The organism is Brevundimonas sp. EAKA (assembly GCF_000698025.1).
Taxonomy (GTDB): Bacteria; Pseudomonadota; Alphaproteobacteria; order Caulobacterales; family Caulobacteraceae; genus Brevundimonas; species Brevundimonas mediterranea_A.
In genome coordinates this window covers 1-3,591 of record NZ_JMQR01000199.1, presented here as the reverse complement: position 1 = coordinate 3,591, position 3,591 = coordinate 1, and the positions used below count along the sequence as shown (strand labels likewise).

The following is a 3,591-nucleotide window of genomic DNA, read 5'->3' as shown; positions in this document are numbered from 1 at the left end:
ACACGATCGACGAGGCCGTGGCCCGTCACGCCAAGCTGATCACGGTCGAACTGGACGCCGACGGCTATCTGTCGGTCCGCGACGACGGCCGGGGCATCCCGGTCGATCCCCACCCCAAACATCCCGGCAAGTCGGCGCTGGAGGTGGTGATGACCGTCCTCCACTCGGGCGGCAAATTCTCCGGCAAGGCCTATGAGACCTCGGGCGGCCTGCACGGCGTCGGCGTCTCGGTCGTCAACGCCCTGTCGGAACATCTGGACGTCACCGTCTGGCGCGACGGCTTCGAGTGGAAACAGTCCTTCTCGCGCGGCAATGTCCTGGGCCCGATCCAGCAGGTCCAGCCGTCCAGAAAGCGCGGCACCCAGATCCGCTTCAAGCCGGACGACGAAATCTTCGGCATGGGCGCGGCCTTCAAGCCCGCCCGCCTGTTCCGCATGGCCCGCTCCAAGGCCTATCTGTTCCGCGGCGTCGAGATCAAATGGACCTGCGCCCCCGAGCGGATCACCGACGCCACACCGACCCAGGCCCTGCTCCACTTCCCCGGCGGTCTGGCCGACGCCCTGATCGATCGGATCGGCGAGCTGGAGACCGTCACCCCCACCTTCGCCGGCCGCGCCGAGCGTCAGGGCGAGGCGGGTGCCTTCGAATGGGCCGTCACCTGGTCCCCCATCGGCTTCGGCGAGGCCGACGGCTTCATCCAGTCCTACTGCAACACCGTCTCCACCCCCGACGGCGGCACCCATGAGGCCGGCTTCCGCGCCGCCCTGGTCAAGGGTCTGAAATCCTACGGCGAACTGACCAACGAAAAACGCGCCGCCATCATCACGGCCGAGGACGTCACCGCCAACGCCGGCGCCCTGATCAGCGTCTTCATCCGCAATCCCGAATTCCAGGGCCAGACCAAGGACCGTCTGTCCTCGCCCGAGGGCGCCCGCCTGGTCGAACAGCTGCTGCGCGACCCGCTGGACCACTGGCTGACCGAAAGCCCCAAACAGGCCAACGCCCTGCTCGGCTTCGTCGTCGATCGCGCCGAGGACCGGCTGCGCCGCCGCAAGGACAAGGAGGTCCAGCGCGCCGCCGCCACCCGCAAGCTGCGCCTGCCCGGCAAGCTGTCGGACTGCAGCCGCCAGTCGGCCCAGGGCACCGAACTCTTCATCGTCGAAGGCGATTCGGCCGGCGGCTCGGCCAAACAGGCGCGCGACCGCACCACCCAGGCCATCCTGCCTCTGCGCGGCAAGATCCTGAACGTCGCCTCGGCCACCGCCGACAAGCTGCGCCAGAACATCGAACTGTCCGACCTGGCCCTGGCCCTGGGCGTCCAGCCCGGCAATCGGTTCAACATCGACGACCTGCGCTACGAGCGGATCGTCATCATGACCGACGCCGACGTGGACGGCGCCCATATCGCGGCCCTGCTGATCACCTTCTTCTACCGGGTCATGCCCGAGACCATCCGCCAGGGCCGGGTCTTCATGGCCCTGCCGCCGCTGTACCGGATCTCGGCCGGCCCCTTGAGCGAATACGCCCGCGACGACGCCCACCGCGACGAACTGCTGGCCACCGTCTTCAAGGGCAAGAAGACCGAGATCGGCCGGTTCAAGGGTCTGGGCGAAATGATGGCCTCCCAGCTGAAGGAGACCACCATGGACCCGAAGAAGCGCACCCTGGCCCGGATCACCGTCCCCGACGCCGAAACCAGCGTCGAAGACCTGGTCGAACGCCTGATGGGCAAGCGCGCCGACGCCCGCTTCCAGTTCATCCAGGAAAACGCCCAGTTCGTGAAGGAAGACCTGGACGTCTGAGGCCGACGGCCCTTCCACCTCGCCCTCGCGCCTGACAAAAGGGGAGCCATGCAGACGCCCGCCCCCTCTCCCGCCGTTCTGGACGAACTGAAAGCCGCCCTCGGTCCGGGCGGCTGGACCCAGGATCCCGAGGTCATCGCCCCGGCCCTGACCGAATGGCGCAACCGCTGGACCGGCCATACGCCGATCCTGCTGACCCCGCGCTCGACCGAGGAGACGGCCAGGGCCGTGGCCATCTGCGCCCGCGAAGGCGTGGCCATCACGCCCCAGGGCGGCGGCACCGGCCTGGTCGGCGGCCAGATCCCCTTCGGCGAGGTCCTGCTGTCGACTCGCAAGATGCGCGCCGTCCGCGACGTCACCCCCCTGGACGACGCCATGACGGTCGAGGCCGGCCTGACCCTGCTGGAGGCGCAACAGGCGGCCACGGCCGCCGGCCGCTATTTCCCGCTCAGCCTCGCGGCCGAGGGGTCGGCCACCATCGGCGGCGTCATCTCCACCAACGCCGGCGGCACCCAGGTGCTGCGCTACGGCATGATGCGCGACCTGGTGCTGGGCCTCGAGGCCGTCATGCCCAATGGCGAGATCTTCCGGGGCCTGAAGCGCCTCAGGAAGGACAACACCGGCTACGACCTGAAACAGCTGCTGATCGGCGCCGAGGGCACATTGGGCGTCGTCACCGCCGCCACCCTGAAACTCTTCCCGATCATGCGTTCGCGCGCCGTGGCCGTGGTCGGACTGGAGACGGCCGCCGCCTCGGTCGAGCTTCTGGCCCGCGCCAAGGCCGAGACCGGCGGCGGGGTCGAGGCCTTCGAGCTGATGAAGCGGCTGGGCATGGAACTGGTGCTCAAGAACATCCCCGACACCCGCGAACCGCTGGACTCGACCCCCGACTGGTACGTCCTGATCGAGATCGCTTCGGGCACGCCCGGCGGCGCTGAAGCCCAGATGGAGGCCCTGCTGGAGGTCGCCTTCGAGCAAGGCCTGATCACCGACGCCGCCATCGCCCAGAATGACGCCCAGCGCGCCGCCTTCTGGCGCCTACGCGAAGAACATTCGGCGGCCCTCAAGCCCGAGGGCGGCGGCTGGAAACACGACGTCTCGGTCCCCATCAGCCGCATCGCCGAATTCATCGACGAAGCCTCGGCCGCCGTCGAACGCTTCCACCCCGGCGCCCGGATCTCGGTCTTCGGCCACGTCGGCGACGGCAATCTGCACTACGACATCCTGCCGGGCGTGGGTCAGGACATCCCCGCCTTCATCGGTCGCTGGAAGGAAGGCTCGCAAGTGGTTCACGACGTTGTCGGAACCTACGACGGCTCCATCTCCGCCGAACACGGCCTCGGCCGCCTCAAGACCGAAGAGGTCAAACGCTACAAATCCCCCCTCGAGATCGAAACCATGGCCGCCCTCCGCCGCGCCATCGACCCGAAGCGGATCATGAACCCGGCGGTGCTGTTCTAGCGCTCGGCGACACGCCCCCTCCGTCACGGCGCTCTGCGCCGCGCCACCTCCCCCAAGGGGGGAGGATCTCCGTCATCCCATTCCTCTCCCCCTGGGGAGGTGATCGCCCCACTCCTCCCCCCTTGGGGGAGGTGGATCGCCGGCGAAGCCGGCGAGACGGAGGGGGCCCGAACGAACGAGTCCAACTATCCTAATGACGCTGGTCTCACTTCAGTGATTCCAACACCTTCCCAGATTCTCACCCCCTCCGACCCATCACCCCTCCCACACCCCCTATAATCACGCCTCGGTCTCGTCGCTTGGAGGGCTCGCTTGGCCTTCGACCTTG

Annotated in this window: 2 protein-coding genes; both read left to right on the top strand. The window is 68.2% G+C overall.

Translation table 11 applies throughout. The features are described 5' to 3' along the window. On the top strand, nucleotides 1–1,802 hold a 1,802-nt coding region (locus tag ER13_RS16590; RefSeq protein WP_035311078.1), incomplete at its 5' end, for a DNA topoisomerase IV subunit B. Nucleotides 1,803–1,850: 48 nt separating this feature from the next. Next, nucleotides 1,851–3,263: an FAD-binding oxidoreductase gene (locus ER13_RS16585; protein WP_008260564.1), complete on the top strand. Its 1,413-nt coding sequence runs from the start codon at nucleotides 1,851–1,853 to the stop codon at nucleotides 3,261–3,263. The last annotated feature ends 328 nt before the right edge of the window (nucleotides 3,264–3,591 follow it).